Annotated in this window: 10 protein-coding genes; 7 read left to right on the top strand and 3 right to left on the bottom strand. The window is 34.9% G+C overall.

The features are described from left to right. Positions 1 to 123: 123 nt before the first annotated feature. On the top strand, positions 124 to 3456 hold the full coding sequence (locus CLV33_RS14955; protein WP_105474593.1) for a DUF2723 domain-containing protein: 3333 nt from the start codon (positions 124 to 126) through the stop codon (positions 3454 to 3456). 11 nt (positions 3457 to 3467) lie between these two features. Further along, positions 3468 to 4121: a polysaccharide deacetylase family protein gene (locus tag CLV33_RS14950; protein ID WP_105474592.1), complete on the top strand. Its 654-nt coding sequence runs from the start codon at positions 3468 to 3470 to the stop codon at positions 4119 to 4121. Here the strand turns inward: CLV33_RS14950 and CLV33_RS14945 are convergent. Continuing rightward, positions 4118 to 4414, bottom strand: coding sequence for a thioredoxin family protein (locus tag CLV33_RS14945; protein WP_045370960.1), 297 nt, complete (start codon positions 4412 to 4414; stop codon positions 4118 to 4120). The two genes, CLV33_RS14950 and CLV33_RS14945, sit on opposite strands and share 4 nt — an antisense overlap. Before the next feature lie 144 nt (positions 4415 to 4558). Beyond that, a complete protein-coding gene (locus CLV33_RS14940) occupies positions 4559 to 5788 on the bottom strand; it encodes a metallophosphoesterase (RefSeq protein ID WP_105474591.1) in 1230 nt (409 codons plus the stop codon). A 431-nt stretch (positions 5789 to 6219) separates the two neighbouring features. On the opposite strand from CLV33_RS14940, the gene CLV33_RS14935 reads away from it, so the two are divergent. The 3 genes from CLV33_RS14935 to CLV33_RS14925 all read left to right on the top strand — a co-directional run bounded on the left by CLV33_RS14935 (position 6220) and on the right by CLV33_RS14925 (position 14000). Then, positions 6220 to 7890: an MFS transporter gene (locus CLV33_RS14935; protein WP_105474590.1), complete on the top strand. Its 1671-nt coding sequence runs from the start codon at positions 6220 to 6222 to the stop codon at positions 7888 to 7890. 67 nt (positions 7891 to 7957) lie between these two features. Further along, positions 7958 to 10816 (top strand): DNA polymerase I, encoded by a 2859-nt coding sequence (polA, locus tag CLV33_RS14930; protein WP_105474589.1) that lies wholly within the window; start codon positions 7958 to 7960, stop codon positions 10814 to 10816. Positions 10817 to 11222: 406 nt separating this feature from the next. Next, positions 11223 to 14000 carry an alpha/beta hydrolase family protein gene (locus tag CLV33_RS14925; RefSeq protein WP_105474588.1) on the top strand — a complete coding sequence of 926 codons (2778 nt, stop codon included), beginning with the start codon at positions 11223 to 11225 and terminating at the stop codon, positions 13998 to 14000. A gap of 74 nt (positions 14001 to 14074) precedes the next feature. On the opposite strand, the gene CLV33_RS14920 is transcribed toward CLV33_RS14925, so the two are convergent. Next, positions 14075 to 16024, bottom strand: coding sequence for a YgiQ family radical SAM protein (locus CLV33_RS14920; protein ID WP_105474587.1), 1950 nt, complete (start codon positions 16022 to 16024; stop codon positions 14075 to 14077). Between the two features lie 224 nt (positions 16025 to 16248). Between CLV33_RS14920 and CLV33_RS14915 the strand changes: the two genes are divergently transcribed. Together CLV33_RS14915 and CLV33_RS14910 are read left to right on the top strand one after the other, a co-directional pair. Next, positions 16249 to 17211 carry an L-threonylcarbamoyladenylate synthase gene (locus tag CLV33_RS14915; protein WP_105474586.1) on the top strand — a complete coding sequence of 321 codons (963 nt, stop codon included), beginning with the start codon at positions 16249 to 16251 and terminating at the stop codon, positions 17209 to 17211. Between the two features lie 148 nt (positions 17212 to 17359). Beyond that, positions 17360 to 18487 carry a tyrosine-type recombinase/integrase gene (locus CLV33_RS14910; protein ID WP_244906444.1) on the top strand — a complete coding sequence of 376 codons (1128 nt, stop codon included), beginning with the start codon at positions 17360 to 17362 and terminating at the stop codon, positions 18485 to 18487. The last annotated feature ends 223 nt before the right edge of the window (positions 18488 to 18710 follow it).

The following is an 18710-nucleotide window of genomic DNA, read 5'->3' as shown; positions in this document are numbered from 1 at the left end:
AATCCATGCTCTAAGTTACAATATATATACCCGTAAAGTGTTAATGTTAACGGGAGTATAATATTTATTCTCGTTTCATATTTATTGTTAAATTCGCCACAGCTAACAAACACAAATTTTTAGATGATGGATTTTAATTTTAAAAAATGGAACACCCTTTTAGGTTGGTTCTCTTTTTTAATTGCTTTAATTACCTATAGCTTAACGGTTGAACCAACAGTTAGTTTTTGGGATGCTGGGGAATATATTTTAACCTCGTCGAAACTTCAAGTAGGGCATCCTCCGGGGGCACCGCTATTTCAAATGCTTGGTGCTTTTTTCTCAACCTTTACGTTTGGAAACAACGAAAGTATTGGTTGGATGATGAATATGATGAGTGCCGTTGCTAGTGCTTTTACCATATTATTTATGTTCTGGACCATTACATTATTGCTTACCAAGTTAGTAAAGCATTTAAATTCTGAAAAAGACAAAGAAAACAATGGTTCCATAACTAAGCCCCAATACACAGCTATTTTAGGAAGCGGTTTAGTTGGTAGTTTAGCTTTTGCCTTTACAGATTCGTTTTGGTTTAATGCTGTAGAAACCGAAGTGTATGCCATGGCCACCTTAATCATGTCCGTTTTATTTTGGTTAGCGCTACGTTGGGAACAAGATATGCACAAACCCCGTGGTAATCGTTGGATAATTCTTATAGCGTTTTTAATAGGCTTATCGTTTGGTGTACATTTTATGGGCTTGCTAACTATTCCTGTAATAGGGCTTATATACTATTTTAAAAACTATAAAACGGTTACAGTTCAAAATTTCATTATAGCCAATGTAATTTCAGTAGCTGTTTTATTATTTGTGTTTAAGCTGTTAGCACCTAACATACTAAAGATTTTTAGTGCTTTTGAAATTTTCTTTGTAAACAGTATAGGTTTACCTTTTAACTCAGGCTCTATTATAGCAGGCCTACTCCTAGTTGCAGTTATATTATACGCCTTGCGTTATACCAGACAAAAAAACTACGTACATTTAAATACTGGTGTGCTTTGTTTAACATTCATAATAATAGGATTTTCAACTTGGTTAATGCTACCTATTCGTGCTAATGCTAATGTTGTTGTTAACGAAAACAACCCTTCTAGTGCTAGAGAACTTTTAGCGTATTATAATTTAGAGCAATATCCTGAAACACATTTGTTTTTTGGCCCACAGTTTACCGATATGTATGCTTATTTAGACGAAAATGAACCTTACATAGACGATAAACCCAAATACGAAAAAGACGAAGAAAAAGGTGAATATGTAATTGTTAACGATTACAAAAACGCAAAACAAAATTACAACGCTAAACACGCTTCCATCTTACCACGTATGTGGAGTAGCGAACACGCCGAAAACTATATGATGTTCACTGGCTTTTTAAATTTTAATTTAAAGCCAGAATATCAAATGGAAAACAAATTACGCAAGCTAGTATCAGACTTTAGGAGGGAAGTGTCTCAAGGTAATGTAGATTATGAAGATTACAATAGTTTTTTAAAACAATACCAAAGTTACCTTGATATTGAAAAACCAGACCTAGCCAGCAATATTAGGTATTTATTAGAATATCAACTGGGATATATGTATTGGCGCTACTTTATGTGGAACTTTACTGGAAGACAAGACGATATTCAAGGAAATTACGACAATCATGGAAATTGGATTAGTGGTATAAAACCTATAGATGAATGGCATTTAGGATACTCACAAGACAATTTACCTAGCGATGTAAAAAACAACAAGGCTAGAAACACCTATTACTTTCTCCCACTTATCTTGGGGCTTATAGGCATGTTTTTTATCTTAAATACTGATAGGAAACGCTTTTGGGTAATGTTGGTCTTCTTCCTATTTACAGGACTAGCCATTCAGGTATACACCAACGTACGCCCTTTTGAACCTCGCGAACGCGATTATTCTGTAGTAGGTTCGTTTTATGTATTTGCTTTATGGATTGGTATTGGTGTTTATGCAATTTACCATACATTAAAAAACAAACTACCTAAAACACTTGCAGCGCCAATAATAACTATAGTTTGCTTAATACTAGTTCCAGGAATTTTGGTAGCCAACAACTGGGACGACCACGACCGCTCAGGAAAATATACCGCACAAGCTATGGCTAGAAAATATTTAGATTCCTGCGCCGAAAACGCCATACTTTTCACCATTGGAGATAACGATACATTTGCGCTTTGGTATGCCCAGGAAATAGAAGGCTACAGAACCGATGTTCGTATTGTTAATACCAGCCTGTTCCAAACCGATTGGTATATAGACCAAATGAAACGGAAAGCTTACGAGAGCGACCCCATACCCTCGCAACTAAACCACGAAGATTACCAATACGGCACCAACGATTACGTAAGAATAGAGGCACTTACCAAAGACACCATTAGCATAAATTCTGCCTTAGATTTTATACAGAGCGATAAGCCTAAAACTAAGTACAAATATTTAATGCAACAGCAAGGGTACGATATCTCTGGTATTAGAAACCAAGACCTCAATGCCAACTTTTTATTTACGCGAAACATTCGTATACCTGTAAACAAAGAAAATGCAATACAAAGTGGCATTGTAAAACCTGAAGACGCTGATAAAATTGTACCGCATATTGATATAGAAATTAAAGGAGGTGCTATTTACAAAAACCGTTTGTTAATGCTAGATGTTGTTGCCAATAACCAATGGAAACGTCCTATTTATTTTACTGGTGGAAGTTTTGGGGACGACGATTATATTTGGATGAAAGACTACCTGCAACTCGATGGCATGTGCTATAAGTTAGTACCTATAAAAACCGAAGTAGATAGAGCTAACCCTTTTGATATGGGGCGTATTGATACAGATTTAATGTATGAAAAAGTAAAAACATGGAATTGGGGCAACAGTGGTAGCCCACATATCTATCACGATCCTGAAACACGTAAAAACTCCATAACCTACAGAGGCAATTTAGCGCGCTTAGTTGAAGAATTAATTAATGAAGATAAGCTAGAAAAAGCCGAGGAAATTGCCGACATCGCTATGACCAATATGCCTGTTGAATATTTTGGATATTACACCCTACTAGAGCCCTACATAGGCGCTTATTACGAAGTTGAAGCCAAAGAAAAAGCACGCGATTTATATTTTAAAGTGAGTAAAAAATACCAGGAAAACCTAACATATTACAGCGGATTAACACGCGAAAACCAAGAGCGTTTATTTGAAGATATTTATGTTGATATTCAACGTTATAAAGGACTTATTGATGTATTGGTACGTTACGACACAGAGCTTGCAGAAAAAGAAGGAGACATTTTTAATAATTATTTAAGGCTGTTTAAATACTTTTATGGAGAAGACGATACCGAAACCGAAAACAGAACAGATATAGATATTCCAGCAGATAGTAACACTATAGAAGCAAACGATTAAATACTGGCAAAATGCCATTAATACCAGTAAAAACACCAAAAGTTATAAAATCAATATTCCCCAATTATGTTTGGAATATTGATACTACTGAAAAAGTAATCTATTTAACTTTTGATGATGGCCCAACACCACAAATAACAAACTGGATTTTAAACATTTTAAATCAATACAATGCTAAGGCTACCTTTTTCTGTATTGGTGCAAATGTGGAAAAATACCCCGATGTTTTTCAAGGTATTTTAAATGAAAACCATAGGGTTGGTAACCACACACAACATCATATTAAGGGTTGGAAAACCAAAAATAAAGCCTATATAAAAAATGTTGAGAAAGCTCAAAAAGTATTTGAATTAAATGTTCTGAATTCAGAATTAAGAATTCAGAACTTATTTCGTCCGCCCTACGGAAAAATAACATTCAAACAAGGTAAAACATTAATGGCTTTAGGCTATAAAATTATAATGTGGGACGTATTGTCTTTTGATTGGGATAAGTCTATAACACAAGAGCGTTGTTTCAATAATGTAACTTCAAAAGCAAAACCTGGAAGTATTGTTGTATTTCATGACAGTGTAAAAGCATCAAAACACATGATGCATACATTACCCAAAGTTTTAGAGCACTTCAGTAAAAAGGGATACAGCTTTAAAGCTTTAGAATTTTAAAGATATTCTTGTACAATATTTATTATGGTGCTAGCATCCTGCTCCCCACTTTGTCGCCATTTCATCTCACCATCTTTATAAATAATTAATGTTGGCAAACCCTTTACACGAAGTGCATCGGCAAGTTCTTGGTTTTTCTCCACATCAATTTTAATAACTTTGGCTTTATCGCCAAGGGCTGCTGCTACATCTCGTAATACGGAATGCATTGCGGTAGATTGCTCATTCCATTCTGCATAAAAATCAAACAGAACTGGAACCTCAACATCTATTAGTTCCCCAAATTTTGACATACTCTTTAATGTTTTAGTTAAAACACCTCTTACAAACCTACGTAAATTTTTAACAACACTTAAAAACTAAATTTATGGCAGGTTTAATGCAACTTATTTATAAAAATAACAAATTTTCAGAGTAAATATAACATTTCCATGCAATTACGCACTATGTGTACCTTTTTTAAGCTCTATTACTGTTATTTCTGGCCAAATACCAACACGACCAGGATAACCTAAATAGCCAAAACCCCTATTTACATTTATGTATTGTCCTAATTCTTTATATATACCTGCCCAGTATTTATACCTCCATTTTACCGGGCTCCATTTAATCCAACCGGGTATTTCTATGCCAAATTGCATGCCATGTGTATGGCCGCTTAAAGTTAGGTGATAATGGTATTTATCTTTAATAACCTCGTTTTCCCAATGTGACGGATCGTGGCTTAAGAGTATTTTAAAATCGTTTTCATCAACTTTTTCTGAGGCTTTTTTAAGATCGCCCGCTTTTTTAAAACCACCGGCACCCCAATTTTCAACGCCAATTAATGCAATACGCGCTCCGTTTTTTTCTATAAATCTACTTTCATTAAGTAGCACATCGTAGCCCATTTCTTTTTGAAGGCTTATTAAATCTTGAAGGTTTTGCGCCTTAGCCTCATCTGATGGCCAACGTACATAATCGCCATAATCATGGTTTCCTAATACCGAGAACACACCATCTTTAGCATTTAGAGTACTAAACAAATCCTTCCAAGGTATCATTTCAGAACTTTTGTTATTAACCATATCGCCCGTAAAAACAATCGCATCAGATTGTTGCTTGTTAATTAGGTCTACGCCATACTCTATTTTTTCTCTATTATCAAAGCTACCCGAGTGTATGTCGCTTATCTGGGTAATCTTATAGCCATCAAAAGCTTCTGGTAAATCTTCAAAATGCAATGTGTAATTTAACACTCTAAACCTATATTTACCACGATACATACCATACAGTAGTGAAGCAAAAGGAACCGCAGCCAACCCCAGAGCTATTTGACTAATAAATTTTCGTCTAGATGGCATGTAAAAGCCTTCGTTTTTATTTACCATCTTGTCATAAAGCCCATAAATAAAACGAATGATATCTTCTCCCAAAAGCATAGGAATTATAATAAACCCTAAAGAGATAAAAGCCAACAAAAACCCAAAAGCATAACTCTTAGCAGGATTTAACACGCGACCTTCTGAGTACACCGTAAATTGAATGATAAAATTACTAGCAACAACTATAGCAACAGCAATAAACAAATAATGTAACCATATATTTTTGGTTACCGATTTTATAGCTTGTAACCCATAAAAACTAATGAAAAAGTAAATAAGGATAAACAATATCCAACGTAGCATAATTTTCTTTTTTTGTCCTCAAAGATAACGATAATAAGTGCCTTAAATTCTTATAATTGTGTTAATAGATACACTTAAAACTACCCATTGTACATTTTTACAGAATTCTATCTATTCTATTAAGTTTCACGATTAAAATGAGCATCAAGAACCTGTCGGCAGGCAGGTAGTATTTTCACTTAAAAATTAGTTCTCTATACAATTTTACTCCCTAAAGCTTTCGGGATCAAAAATCACTCGAACTTATGTATTGCAATCATTTTAATTCAATATGCACAACAGGTTTATAGCTTATTAAATTTAAACCTACAAAAACCTTAATTCTCCATTAAAACTTAAAGATATTACATTTTTATTCTCAAAAAAAATAGCTCGCATTTTAGTATCTTAGATGCTTCAACTTTTATTAAAAAAATAACTTCACTACTAAGATGACCAACCAAAACAACAAATCTGCATTAGCAACCCTAGTTACAGTATTTTTTTTCTGGGGATTCATAGCCGCTTCAAACGGTGTGTTTATACCGTTCTGTAAAACTTATTTTAGTATAGATCAATTTCAATCTCAACTAGTAGATTTTGCATTTTACGGGGCATATTACATTGGCGCATTATTGCTGTTTGTTCTATCAGGTTCCTTAAAAAAGGACATTTATAATAACTGGGGCTATAAAAACGGTATTATTTACGGCTTACTACTATCAGCTATTGGTGCATTTTTAATGTACCCAGCTACAGTAGGTGCAGAACAAGGGCAAACAGGTGTTTTCTATTTTGTTTTAATAGCACTATTTATTGTTGGCTTAGGGTTTTCATTGCAGCAAACTGGCGCAAACCCGTTTGCAATTGCATTAGGTGATCCAAAAACAGGCTCACATCGCCTTAATTTGGCAGGTGGTGTTAATTCTTTTGGCACCACTATTGGTCCTGTTGTAGTTAGCCTTGTAATATTTGGTGCTGCCTCTTGGAGTACTGATGAGTTAGCTAAAATGATTTCCAATAATGAAATTACATTAGTTACCGTACAAAGTCTTTACCTAGGTGTTGGTGCTTTATTTTTGCTTGCTGCAGCTCTGTTTCATTTTTCAAAAAAATTACCGGCACTAAAATCAGATACCGCTTTTGAGCCTGCCAATAAAGCTAGAAACTTACTAATTATACTAACCTTAGTTATAGTAGGCTGTTTTGGCTATATTTTTAGTACGTATTCTGGAAACAAAGCCGCTGGGGAAGATTTAGAACAAACAAGGCTAATTATACTTTTTATTGCTCTTTTTGCTGTGGTTGTAGCTGTATTTGTAGCCTATACTAGCGCCTCTAAAAAGCCTAACGGTTGGGGAGCTATGAAATACCCCCAATTGGTTTTGGGCATGTTAGCCATATTTACCTATGTAGGTGTAGAAGTTACTATTGGAAGCAACCTGGGCGAACTCTTAAAAAAAGGTATAGGGGATTCTGGCTTAAATGCCTTAGGATTGCCTGTTTTAAACGATTCTGAATTGGGCTCATATATTTCACTCTACTGGGGCGGATTAATGATTGGCCGTTGGGTTGGTGCCATTACTGTTTTTAATCCTAGTAAAGGCCTAAAAAAAGCATTACTTATTACTGTTCCCTACATAGCTTTTGGTATAATAATTTTAGTAAATTCCATAAAGTATAGTTTCACTGCAAACGAAATTATATTTTTCTCCATTTGTATTGCAATCCAAATTTTTGGGTTTTTCCTAGCCAAAGACAATCCTGTTGCTACCTTAAAAATATTTAGTTTATTTGGTGTGTTGGGCATGTTAATAGGTCTGTTCTCTTCCGGAAATATAGCATTGTTTGCATTTTTATCAGGAGGATTATTCTGCTCAATTATGTGGCCTTGTATATTTACATTAAGTATTGCTGGATTGGGGAAATATACCTCCCAAGGCTCTGCATTTTTAATTATGATGATTCTTGGTGGTGCTATTATACCTCCTGTACAAGGCAAAATAGCCGATGTTTTTAACATTCAATCATCCTACTGGATAGCTGTAGCATGCTTTGGGTATTTGTTATTTTATGCCTTTAGAACTAAAACGGTGCTAGACAAGCAAAATGTAACCTACTAAAATGTATTACGCAAGCTTAATTAAGCTTAACTTTTTGTAGCTTTGGTTTTCTATCAAATCAATTAACATGTCAGACCAAAAACGCCTTTTCTTAGTAGATGCTTACGCTTTAATTTTTCGTGGCTATTACGCTTTTATAAAAAATCCCAGAATAAATTCAAAAGGAGAAGATACCTCAGCCATTATGGGGTTTATGAACTCACTTTTAGATGTAATAAAACGCGAGCGTCCAGACCATTTAGCGGTGTGTTTCGATAAAGGTGGTAGTGCAGATCGTGTAGAATTATTTGAAGCCTACAAAGCCAATAGAGACGAAACTCCAGAAGGCATACGTACTGCAATCCCCCATATTTGTAACATTTTAGAGGCAATGCACATTCCCATAATGGTGAAGGAAGGTTATGAGGCCGATGATGTTATTGGAACCCTGTCTCGACAAGCAGAAAAGGAAGGCTACAAAACCTATATGGTAACGCCCGACAAGGATTTTGCACAGTTAGTTACTGAAAACATTTTTATGTACCGCCCCGTTTTTGGTGGTGGTTATGAAACTTGGGGCATTCCCGAGGTTAAGAAAAAATTTGAGGTTGAAGACCCAATGCAAGTTATTGACTTTTTAGGTATGATGGGCGATTCCAGTGATAATATCCCCGGACTGCCAGGTGTTGGCGAAAAAACCGCCAAAAAATTTATTAAGGAATTTGGCAGTATGGAAGGGCTATTAGCCAATACCGACAAGTTAAAAGGTAAAATGAAGGAAAAAGTGGAAGCCAATGGCGAGTTAGGATTGCTCTCTAAAAAGTTAGCTACCATTATGCTAGATGTTCCAGTAGATTTTAACGCAAAGGATTTTGAGCTGGATCATCCTGACGTTGAAAAAGTAAAAGAGATATTTCAAGAATTAGAGTTTAGAAGACTTACCGATAATTTTTTAAAGACGTTTGCTGCTGAACCTAATGAAAACCCCGATTCTAAAAACGCCCCAGAAAACCCAAAAACCGAAACTAAATCTACACCAAAAGAAATAAAATCGGCTGGCGAAGGACAATTTTCGTTATTTAGCGCAGATCCTTCAAATGGAGCAAATACTGAAAAAAGTTCTGCTTCCTCAAGACAAACGGCCGAAACCACCTCACATTTTTACCAAAGTGTCGCCTCTGGAATGGCCACCAAATTATTTATAAAAAACCTAATGCAACAAACTTCGGTGTGTTTTGATACGGAAACTACAGGGTTAAATCCGCTAACTGCCGAATTGGTTGGTATTGCATTTTCATGGGAAGTTGGCAAAGGGTTTTATTTACCATTTCCCGAAAATAAAACAGAGGCGCAAGAACTAATTGAACAATTACGCCCGTTTTTTGAAAGCGAAAGCATAGAAAAAGTAGGGCAGAATTTAAAATACGATATTAAGGTTTTAGCAAAATATAATGTAGAAGTAAAAGGTAAATTGTTTGACACTATGTTAGCGCATTACCTCATAAATCCAGATATGCGACATAACATGGATGTTTTAGCTGAAACTTATTTGAATTACACCCCTATTTCCATAACTGAATTAATTGGCAAAAAAGGAAAAAATCAACTCTCAATGCGCGATGTTCCTTTAGAAAAACTAACAGAATACGCCGTTGAAGATGCTGATGTAACGCTACAATTAAAAGAGCATTTTAAAAATGAATTAGGTGAAGCCAACACACAAAAGTTATTTGATGAGATAGAAATTCCGTTACTACGTGTTCTGGCGGCTATGGAATTGGAAGGTATTAATCTAGATAAAGACTTTTTAAACGGATTATCTGAGCAATTAGATAAGGATATAAAAGCTTTAGAAAGTAAAATTTACGCTGAAGCTGGCGAAGAATTTAACATAGCCTCACCAAAACAACTAGGCATTATTTTATTTGAAAAATTAAAATTAGTAGACAAGCCTAAAAAGACAAAATCTGGACAATATTCAACAGCAGAGGATGTACTCAGCTATTTGGCAAAAGACCACGATATTATTAAAAACATATTAGAGTTTAGAGGCTTATCTAAGTTAAAAAGCACATATGTAGATGCCTTACCAAATCAAGTTGAAGATATCACAGGGCGAGTACATACCGATTATATGCAAACCGTTGCCGCCACAGGACGTTTAAGCAGCAACAACCCAAACTTGCAAAACATTCCTATTAGAACAGAACGCGGACGGCAAGTGCGTAAAGCCTTTATTCCGCGAAGCGAAGAGTACACCCTATTAGCTGCCGATTATTCACAAATAGAACTACGCATTATAGCTGCGTTAAGTAAAGAAGAAACTATGATTGAAGCATTTAAAAATGGGGAGGACATTCATGCTTCAACCGCTTCAAAAGTATTTAATGTGCCAATAGATGAAGTAACTCGCGAACAACGCAGTAATGCAAAAACAGTAAACTTCGGGATTATTTATGGGGTTTCGGCTTTTGGATTAAGTAATCAAACTAATTTATCGAGAGCAGAATCAAAAGAATTAATAGACACCTATTATACGACTTACCCAAAACTAAGAAGCTTTATACATGAGCAAGTAGATTTTGCTAGAGATAACGGTTATGTACAAACCGTTTTAGGGCGTCGTCGTTATTTAAAGGATATTAATTCTAGAAACGCTGTAGTTCGTGGTGCTGCAGAACGTAATGCGGTAAATGCTCCAATACAAGGTAGTGCCGCTGATATTATTAAAATAGCCATGATTAATATTTACAACAAACTTCAAGAAGGCAATTTTAAAACTAAAATGCTACTACAGGTACATGATGAATTGGTGTTTGATGTGTACAAACCAGAATTGGAAAATGTTAAAACACTTGTAAAAACTGAAATGGAAAGTGCTTTTACACTAGAAGTACCACTTGATGTAGATCTTGATACTGGTGATAATTGGCTAGAGGCGCATTAAACTACAACATTTAACAAACCTAAACGTGTTTTCATTTTTTAAGGTAAATTTAGAGTTATTGATTTTACCCTTTTTCAAACAGTTATGTTCAAGTGCATTCTTTTGTGCTATTGGGTTATAAATTTCAAAGAAAAAAGAAAATAACCTCCTTAATTATTCAAATGAATTGAAACCTCATAACGTTTTCTATCTCCTAATAATCAAGATGAGTTTATTATATTTGAACTCATCTTGACTTTTGTTTTTAACCGAAAATCAGAACGAATTTATTTAGATAAAACTATTTTTGAAAATTATAGCCTTAATACTTCTTAAAAATAGCTGAAATATGAATAAGTTATGGTGATTTTTTAGGGACTAGAAAAAATAGAGATGACTTCTTTATCTAATTTTTAAATTCTCGTTTATGCGATTCACATTGGTATTTCTGCTTCTATTTCTCTCATTAACTTCCACAGCGCAAAAAAAAGTGTTAGACCACCAAGATGTGGCACTTTGGAAATCTATTAAAAACGATAAAATTTCGCCCAATGGCGAATTTGTTGTTTACGATTTAGCACAAGAAAACTCTGATAGCTATGTAATTCTAAAATCTAAACAAGGAGAAACCTTATTGAAATACTACAGCGCTTCTAACGGGAAATTTACATACGATTCTAAATTTCTAACCTTTACCATAAAACCTTTAAAAGAAACGGTTGACGACATGAAACGTAAAAAGGTTAAAAAAAATAAGTTTCCAAAAGACACTTTGGCCATATACAACCTTAATACCAAAGCGCTAACTAAAATTCCTAATGTAAAATCGTATAGTTTGCCAGAAAAATGGTCGGGATACATTGCTTATTTTTTGGAGGACTTAAAAACAAATGAAAACTTAAAAACGACAGACAGTTCTAAAACTAGTGCAAAAGAAAAAAAGGTAAGCGATAAAAATGGATTTCATTTAGTTACCCGAAATTTAAACACAAAAGCTCAAGACACTTTTAAATACGTTACCAAATATACCTTTGCTAAAAAAGCAGAACGATTAGCATTTGCAAGTACTGGCGAAAAAGATCATGCTAACGAGGGTGTATTTATTTACAATTTCGCGAATAGTAAATTAATAAAACCTTTTACATCGGTAAAAGCAAAATATTCACAACTGCAATTCAGCGAAACGGGCAAAAGGTTTGCGTTTGTAGTAGATACCGATACTACCAAAACACAAGTAAGACCCAACGCGTTGTACACATGGGAAGAAGGTAAGGATGTAGCTGTACAACTTCACAGCAACACGTCTACGCCTAAAGGTTATTTAGTATCGCCCCATGGTACATTACAGTTTTCAGAAGACGACTCTAAATTATACTTTGGGTTAAGAACACCTCCAATTTTAAAGGATACAACATTGCTTAAAGATGAGATTGTTAATGTTGAAGTTTGGACATATAACGAACCCAGACTTTATACCGTTCAAGAATTACAGGTAAAAAATGATACCATAAAATCGTATCAAACAGTTTACGATTTTAACGCCAACAAAACCATACAAATTGAAACCAAGGAATTTCCAGATGCTAAAACAACAAAAAAAGGTAATGCCAATATAGCATTGGTAAGTACTAAAACACCTTATGAGTTAGAAAGCCAATGGAGCGGTATGAGACTACGAGATTTTGCAACCGTTAATATAAAAACTGGCCAACAACAAATGGCATTTAAAGCAGTTGCAAATGCAAACCTTAGTCCAAAAGCAAAATATGCATATGGTTACAAGGCAATTGATAGCTCTTGGTTTACCTATAATATTGAAACAAAAACATACAATACCATTACCAAAGGCAAACTGTTTTATGATGAGTTAAACGACTCCCCAAAACATCCAAGTTCTTATGGATTAGCTGGTTGGACGGAATCGGACAAATCTATACTATTATACGATCGTTACGACATTTGGAAATACAACCCAGATACCGGTACATCGGTTAACCTAACAAATGGTAGAGACTCAAAAACAGTGTATCGTTACATAAAGTTAGATAACGATGTAGATTTTATTAGTACCAATTCCAATTGGCTTTTATCAACATTTAACGAAGACACCAAAGAAGCTGGTTTTGCCGAGTTTAATCCAAAAAACAACAAATTAAAACAGCTTGTAAAAGGGCCATATACATATAAAATATCTGCTAAGGCAGAACGCGCAAATTCACTTTTATTTACTAGAGAATCCTTTGAAGAATTCCCTAATTTAAGGTTGAGCAATCTAGATTTTAAAAAACAAACTATTTTAAGCGATGCAAACCCACAACAAAAGGATTTTAATTGGGGCACTATAGAACTTATTGAATGGACCTCGCTAGATGGGAAACAACTAAAAGGTTTATTGGCAAAACCCGAAAATTTCAATCCGAATAAAAAGTACCCAATGATTGTTAATTTTTACGAGCGTTATTCTGATAGGCTACACAACCATCGTGCGCCTTCCTTTGGAAGATCTACTATAAATTACAGCTTTTATACAAGTCGTGGTTATGTAATTTTTAATCCAGATATAGAATATCGCATTGGCTACCCTGGGGAGAGTGCCTATAATTGTGTTATACCTGGTGTTACAAATTTAATTGATAAAGGATTTATTGATAAAGATAATATAGGTGTACAAGGTCACAGCTGGGGAGGATATCAAATAGCATATTTGGTGACTAAAACAGATATTTTTAAAGCTGCTGAAAGTGGTGCTCCTGTACCAAATATGATTAGTGCTTATGGCGGCATACGATGGTGGACGGGGTTAAGCAGGCAGTTTCAATACGAACATACACAAAGTAGAATTGGAGGAACACCATGGGAATACCCTATGCGATATATAGAAAACTCACCAATTTTTAATATCGATAAAATTAATACACCCTTACTAATTATGAATAATGATGCCGATGGACATGTACCATGGTATCAGGGCATTGAATTTTTTGTAAGCTTAAGGCGTCTTGGGAAACCCTCGTGGTTTTTAAATTATAATGAAGAACCTCACTGGCCATTAAAATATCAAAACAGAAAAGATTTTAATATAAGGATGGCCCAATTTTTCGATTATTATTTAAAAGGAGCTCCAAAACCTGTGTGGATGGAACGCGGTGTTCCTGCAGTTGAAAAAGGCATCAACCAAGGCTATGAACTGTTGGAGCGAAATTAGAGCTTTGGTTAAAAAAAGTTATTCAGAAGTTTTTATAATGAATGTGTTGTAACTTTTTATTGTTAACCAAAAATTTATCTACGCTTCTTCTTACTCTTAAACTTAGCCTTATTTTTACGTTGATTGAAAGGTACTGCATCATCAAAAGTATGCTTGGGTTTTCCGGGTTTGTTTTTACGCCACTTTTCGTCTTTTTTAGGAAGCAAAACGTCTAACAAATCTTTACGCCCCAATTTATTCAAGGTATTTTTTATCCATGCTTTGTTTTCATCTTTATACCAAAAGAAAAAACGATGTTGCTCATCTTTCTCTTTTCGTGTTTTAGGCGTATTTACCTTTTTAAGTGTGTACGGATGGTAACCACTGTAATAAATAACCGTAGCCACCGTCATAGGTGTAGGCGTAAACCCTTGTACTTGCTCTAACTGAAAGCCCATATCTTTGGTTTCGGCTGCTAAATTTGCCATATCTTCTACTTCACAAGCTGGGTGATTTGAAATGAAATAAGGAATTAATTGTAACTTCAGCCCCTTCTTAATATTAATCTTATCAAAACGCTCTTTAAACTTATGAAAATAGCTAAACGATGGTTTTCGCATTAATTTCAAAACCGGATCGCTAGTATGTTCTGGTGCCACTTTTAAACGCCCAGAAACGTGTTTGGTCATTACCTCTTCGGTATAATCGTCTAGCTCTTTAGGGTCGGCATTTTTATTAAACTCTGGCACTAACATATCGTGGCGAATACCACTACCAATAAAAGATTTTTTAATTTTTGGATGACTATCAACCGCCTGATATAATTCTGTTAACGGCTTATGAGAGGTATCTAAATTACTACAAATTACAGGCGAAATACAAGACGGCGCCACACACTTGTCGCAAATTTCTTGTACCTTACCTTTCATTTTATACATATTGGCACTAGGGCCACCAATATCGCTCAAATATCCTTTAAAATCTGGCATATTAGCTACAGTATCTACTTCACGCAGAACAGACTCCTGACTACGAGACGCAATAAACTTACCTTGATGCGCAGAAATGGTACAAAAACTACAGCCTCCAAAACATCCACGGTGTATATTAATGGAAAACTTAATCATTTCGTAAGCAGGAATAGGGCCTCGTTTATTGTATTTTGGATGTGGTAACCGTGTGTATGGCAACTCAAAAGAGGCATCAATCTCCGCTTCTGTCATTGTAGGATATGGCGGATTAATCATTAACGTTTTGTTGCCTACCTTCTGAAAAATACGTCGTGCCGCCAGTTTATTACTTTCCTGCTCTATTATTTTAAAGTTAGAAGCATAGGCTTTTTTATCCTTTAAGCATCGCTCGTGCGATACAATTTCAACATCTTCCCAATTACTGTTTTTAGGTATTTTAGCATTCGTATCCAATAAAACCGCAGTTTGTTTAACGGTTGTTATACTAGAAAATGGCACACCTTTTTGTAGTAACCGCACCACTTCGCGCAGCGGTTGCTCGCCCATGCCATACACCAGCATATCTGCTTTAGAGGTTTCTAAAATTGTAGGCATAAGTTTATCGCTCCAATAATCGTAGTGTGTAACACGACGTAACGATGCTTCAATACCACCAATTAAAATAGGAACATTTGGCCATTTTTCTTTTAAAATATTAGAATATACCGTAGTAGCATAATCGGGCCGAAACCCAATATCACCATTTGGTGTGTAGGCGTCTTTATCGCGTCGTTTTTTACTGGCCGTGTAATTACTAATCATAGGATCCATACAACCGCCCGTAACACCAAAAAACAATTTTGGAGCTCCTAATTTTACAAAATCCTGAAGATTATCGTTTACATTGGGTTGCGGCACAATGGCAACACGCAAGCCATAGCTTTCTAAAATACGACCAATTACTGCAGGCCCAAACGAAGGATGATCTACATAGGCATCGCCACTAAACAGAATAACGTCTAGCGCATCCCATCCGCGTATTTTCACCTCTTTGTTTGTGGTAGGCAACCAACTGGAAAGTTTTAACTCTTGCATAGCGCTGCAAAAATACACAAAAAATACAGCACCTACATTTTAAGATTATTATTTTGGGCGTTACACCTTACCTTCGTTAGCCTCAGGGTAAGTCCTCGCGCCTCCTTCCTCGGGCTATGGGCTTTCCACTGCAATCCCTAACGCGGGCCTATTTGCCAGCATTCTGTTTTTCAAACTAAAATCACATTATTTTTTTAACTAGTTTTGCAAACTATTTATCGCTAATGGGTATCATTTCAAAAGACATAAAAAAAGCCGTAGCTTTATTGCAAAACGAAGAATTGGTTGCTATACCTACCGAAACCGTATACGGTCTCGCCGGAAATATTTATAGCGAGAAAGCAATTAAGGCTATTTTTAATACTAAACAACGCCCTTTTTTTAACCCGCTAATTGTACATATTCAGTCTCCCGAATATTTAGCCACTATTGTTAGCCACATTCCTAAAAAAGCACAACAACTAGCTAATGCTTTTTGGCCAGGACCTTTAACTTTGGTATTACCAAAAAAAGATACCATTCCCGATGTAATAACCGCTGGAAAAAATACGGTTGCGGTACGTGTGCCAAATCACCCCATTACTTTAGAACTTTTAAAGCAATTGCCGTTTCCTTTAGCAGCACCAAGCGCAAATCCTTTTAATAGAATTAGTCCTACCACAGCGCAACATGTAGAAAACTATTTTAGAGATACTATACAAATGGTTTTAGAAGGTGGCGCCTGCAAAAATGGTATTGAATCTACCATTATTGGTTTTGAAAATAACGATCCAATAATTTACCGTTTGGGCTCAATTTCTGTTGAAGATATTAAAGCCGTTATTGGCGAAATAGCAATTAAAAACAAAAAGGAAATTAATCCTGATGCTCCTGGAATGTTGGAGAAACACTATGCGCCTTCAACCCTAACCGTATTGTCTAGCAATATTGTTAAAGATCTTGAAAAGTACCGCAACAAACGTATTGGTGTTTTATCATTCAAAAACCGTATTGATAATATTGCTATTAAACATCAAATTGTATTATCTGAAACTGGTGATATGACAGAAGCAACTTCAAAACTATATGACGCCCTTCACCAATTAGACTCATTGCATTTAGATATTATTATTGCTGAAATTTTCCCAGATTACGGTTTAGGCACATCTGTAAACGACAGGTTGCAGCGTGCAGCACATACAATATAAAAAAAAGTAAACGCTCTGTATTTTTAGTTACACTTACCATACCATTAAAATTTACAGAAAAAAGAAGATTTATTTTACAAAATAATAGTTGATTTTTATTTCATTTTAAAAATATTTTTATCTTAAAGGTTTTTTTAGAAGTATTGCAATGACTACTATTACCTTAGAACCTTTATGGCATAAACAAAAAAAGCATATTGCTATAAAATTTGAATATAATGTGGCTGTAAAAGATGTTGTAAAGTCTTATAACAACGTAAGATGGAGTAAAACCTACAGAACTTTTTATATACCATATAGTACAGAGGAAATACACAATTTATTCCTTTATTTTAGAAAACAAAATTGGTTTGTTGATTATAGTGCTTTTAAAAAGGTAGGTAAAACGGAAGATTTGAGTACTAAAACACCTGAATTAATAAGTAAACTACCACAACCCGCTAACGAACAAATTGAAGAATTGCAACAGTTTAAACGCTGGTTGGAGCAAAAACGCTTTAGTGCAAATACTGTACTTACCTATACTGAAGTAACTAAACTTTTTTTACGATATATGATTTATAAGGATTTGGAAACTATTACTTCTAGAACCATAGAGCAGTTTAACTACGATTTTATTTTTAATGCTAAAAAATCGGTTTCTTACCAAAACCAATGTATTAGTGGTATTAAGCATTTTATGGATTTTAAGGGCATTATGGTTGACGAGCTAGATATAAAACGCCCTAATAAGGACAAAAAACTACCTACGGTTTTTACTAAGGAAGAAGTTAAACGCTTAATAGACGTTACAAAGAATTTAAAACACAAAGTATTGCTAGTTCTTGTGTATTCGGCTGGATTGCGTATAGGTGAGGCTTTGCAATTAAAAATTAACGATATAGACTATGAGCGTTCTTTAATTCATATAAAATCGGCTAAGGGTAGGAAGGATCGTTATACACTTTTGTCTAAAAACTTATTCCCTTTAATAGATACTTATTTAAGACACTACAGTCCGGATTTTTACTTATTTGAAGGACGTTCTGGCAAGCCATATACACAGGTTAGTGCACGTGAGGTTTTTAGAAAATCTTTACGTCAATCGGGTATACAGAAGCAAGGTACGTTGCATACGCTGCGGCATAGTTTTGCAACACATTTATTAGAAAGTGGTACAGATATAAGGTATATACAGGAGCTTTTAGGACACAGTAGCCCCAAAACTACTATGATTTACACGCATGTTTCTACTACAAATTTAAAAGAAATTAAGAATCCGTTTGATAGTATGTAAGAAAGGATGTATATTTATATTATGGTTTTAGAAATCTTGAATTAATAACGATGATAAAAACAACAAAAAACCATCGTTATCCTTCCCAAATGACAGGATATAGGGTTTTCAACCATTTATATAATTAAGTTGGCAATAATAATGAAACAAACTTTTAGCATATTAATAATCTTTCTGATTTCAGTCAATGGATTTGCTCAATGTAATGATATTGATAAACTGG

Source organism: Jejuia pallidilutea (assembly GCF_002973595.1).
GTDB classification, from domain to species: Bacteria; Bacteroidota; Bacteroidia; order Flavobacteriales; family Flavobacteriaceae; genus Jejuia; species Jejuia pallidilutea.
The sequence above is the reverse complement of the archived record's forward strand: the minus strand, read 5'-3'. Positions and strand labels throughout refer to the sequence as shown.

What these genes read in the sequence shown, in the direction of transcription:
- CLV33_RS14955 (WP_105474593.1), top strand. Translation starts at nt 124, where the DNA reads ATGATGGATTTTAATTTTAAAAAATGGAACACCCTTTTAGGTTGGTTC.
- CLV33_RS14950 (WP_105474592.1), top strand. Translation starts at nt 3,468, where the DNA reads ATGCCATTAATACCAGTAAAAACACCAAAAGTTATAAAATCAATATTC.
- CLV33_RS14945 (WP_045370960.1), bottom strand. Translation starts at nt 4,414, where the DNA reads ATGTCAAAATTTGGGGAACTAATAGATGTTGAGGTTCCAGTTCTGTTT.
- CLV33_RS14940 (WP_105474591.1), bottom strand. Translation starts at nt 5,788, where the DNA reads ATGCTACGTTGGATATTGTTTATCCTTATTTACTTTTTCATTAGTTTT.
- CLV33_RS14935 (WP_105474590.1), top strand. Translation starts at nt 6,220, where the DNA reads ATGACCAACCAAAACAACAAATCTGCATTAGCAACCCTAGTTACAGTA.
- polA (WP_105474589.1), top strand. Translation starts at nt 7,958, where the DNA reads ATGTCAGACCAAAAACGCCTTTTCTTAGTAGATGCTTACGCTTTAATT.
- CLV33_RS14925 (WP_105474588.1), top strand. Translation starts at nt 11,223, where the DNA reads ATGCGATTCACATTGGTATTTCTGCTTCTATTTCTCTCATTAACTTCC.
- CLV33_RS14920 (WP_105474587.1), bottom strand. Translation starts at nt 16,024, where the DNA reads ATGCAAGAGTTAAAACTTTCCAGTTGGTTGCCTACCACAAACAAAGAG.
- CLV33_RS14915 (WP_105474586.1), top strand. Translation starts at nt 16,249, where the DNA reads ATGGGTATCATTTCAAAAGACATAAAAAAAGCCGTAGCTTTATTGCAA.
- CLV33_RS14910 (WP_244906444.1), top strand. Translation starts at nt 17,360, where the DNA reads ATGACTACTATTACCTTAGAACCTTTATGGCATAAACAAAAAAAGCAT.